The sequence below is a fragment of the Rothia sp. HMSC067H10 genome (assembly GCF_001810635.1).
Taxonomy (GTDB): domain Bacteria; phylum Actinomycetota; class Actinomycetes; order Actinomycetales; family Micrococcaceae; genus Rothia; species Rothia dentocariosa.
This window is the reverse complement of record NZ_KV802317.1, coordinates 594,425-596,565: the sequence shown is the minus strand read 5'-3', so window position 1 is coordinate 596,565 and position 2,141 is coordinate 594,425. Positions and strand designations below refer to the sequence as shown.

2 protein-coding genes are annotated in these 2,141 nt (G+C 57.9%); both read left to right on the top strand.

Annotation, left to right across the window (positions count from 1 at the left end; genetic code table 11):
- Positions 1–1,298, top strand: a 1,298-nt coding sequence (ettA, locus tag HMPREF2756_RS09590) for an energy-dependent translational throttle protein EttA (RefSeq protein WP_070620665.1), incomplete at its 5' end; no start/stop codon positions are given.
- A 253-nt stretch (positions 1,299–1,551) separates the two neighbouring features.
- The gene (locus tag HMPREF2756_RS09585) at positions 1,552–2,127 is read left to right on the top strand and encodes an HdeD family acid-resistance protein (protein WP_006887992.1); all 576 of its coding nucleotides are present in this window, start codon (positions 1,552–1,554) and stop codon (positions 2,125–2,127) included.
- Positions 2,128–2,141: the final 14 nt, after the last annotated feature.

Sequence of the window (2,141 nt, the reverse complement as noted above, 5' to 3'; positions counted from 1 at the left end):
AGGAAGCTATCGACGCCGCAAACGCCTGGGACCTAGACTCCCAGCTGGAACAGGCGATGGAGGCGCTGCGCTGCCCGCCCGCCGACGCCCCCGTCACCCACCTCTCCGGCGGTGAGCGCCGCCGCGTGGCACTGTGCAAGCTGCTGCTGCAGAAACCAGACCTGCTGCTGCTGGATGAGCCCACCAACCACCTAGACGCTGAGTCGGTGCTGTGGCTTGAGCAGCATCTGCAGTCCTACGAAGGTGCGGTCATTGCGATTACCCACGACCGCTACTTCCTAGACCACGTTGCCGAATGGATCGCCGAGGTTGACCGCGGCAACCTCTACCCCTACGAAGGCAACTACTCCACCTACCTTGAGAAGAAGCGCGCCCGCCTTGAAGTTCAGGGCAAGAAGGACGCGAAACTCGCTAAACGCCTGAACGAAGAACTAGAGTGGGTGCGCTCAAACTCGAAGGGCCGGCAGGCGAAGTCGAAAGCACGTTTGGCACGTTACGAAGAGATGGCGGCCGAGGCTGAGAAGACCCGCAAACTCGACTTTGAAGAGATTCAGATTCCGCCGGGGCCGCGCCTGGGCAACCTGGTGATTGAGGCCGAGAACCTGCAGAAGGGGTTCGACGGGCGCTCGCTCATTAACGGCCTGTCATTCTCGCTGCCGCGGAACGGCATTGTGGGTGTGATTGGCCCGAACGGTGTGGGTAAATCGACCCTGTTCAAGACCATCGTCGGTTTGGAAGAGCTTGACGGCGGCTCGCTCAAGGTCGGCGAAACCGTGAAGATTTCCTATGTCGATCAGAACCGCGCCAATATTGACCCCGAAAAGAGCCTGTGGGAGGTTGTCTCGGACGGTCTGGACTATATTCAGGTTGGCAATGTTGAGATGCCTTCGCGCGCCTATGTTTCGGCGTTCGGGTTCAAGGGACCGGATCAGCAGAAGAAAGCGGGTGTGCTCTCCGGCGGTGAGCGTAACCGCCTGAATTTGGCGCTGACCCTCAAACAAGGCGGAAACCTGCTGCTGTTGGACGAGCCTACCAACGACCTTGATGTGGAAACCCTGGCGTCGCTTGAGAACGCTCTGCTGGAATTCCCCGGCTGCGCCGTCGTCGTCTCTCACGACCGTTGGTTCCTCGATCGTGTGGCAACCCACATCCTCGCATGGGAAGGCACTGAAGAGAATCCGGATCAATGGTACTGGTTCGAGGGTAACTTCGAGTCCTACGAGAAGAACAAGATAGAACGCCTGGGACCGGAAGCTGCGAAACCGCACCGCGTGGTGCACCGCAAGCTGACCCGGTAGGGTTTTGCACGGTAATAAGCCCCGCCTCCTAACGCTGTTGAAGCGTGCGGAGGCGGGGCTTTGCTGTGCCTGCTGGGGGAGGGGGATATGGTTCCGCTATCTCACGTGTTGCTCCGCTACGTGTTGGCTGTTTGCCGGTAGAAATAGTTCGCCCAGTGGTGACCAATATGTTATGGCGGATTTCACATTCGTGGTTTATAATGGGTATGTGCATAAGTACAACTGACGTATTTGATACGAAGGGTAGAGTATCATGCTTTCAAAATATAACTGGATGTCCTTGGTCACCGGTCTGCTACTGGTTGCAACGGCGATCTACATGTTCGCCAACCCCGCTACTCCGCTGGTAGTTCTGGGTTTTGTATTCTCCATTTCGGTGTTGCTCGGTGGTGTGTTTGAGCTGGTGCGTTACTTCGGTGCCCCGAAGCCGGCACGTACCGGTTGGGACCTGATCAACGGCATCCTGACCGTGGTGGCTGGCCTGATTCTGCTGTCAGCCTCGGCGGGCGCACAGGCGACCTACATCCCAACCATTGTGGGTGTGTGGCTGATTACGTGGGCGCTGATTCGTATGATGACTGCCCAGAGCATGAAATACCTAGACTACGCCGCCGGACGCCAACTGCAGTTCTCTGCTATTGGTTCCCTGATCCTGGGCTTGCTCGTGCTGCTGTTCCCGATGTTCTTCGGTACGGTGGCAGTGTGGCTGATCGCTCTAGCGCTGTTGGTAGCGGGACTTGTATTCATGGGTGACTTCTTCGTTTCCCGCCACACCAAGCGCACCGTGCACATTTCCCCGGACGGTGTGGTTGACGTCGAAGCCCGATAAACACCCGTTAGCGG

Coding starts and splice junctions, on each gene's coding strand:
- HMPREF2756_RS09585 (WP_006887992.1), top strand. CDS start 1,552: ATGCTTTCAAAATATAACTGGATGTCCTTGGTCACCGGTCTGCTACTG.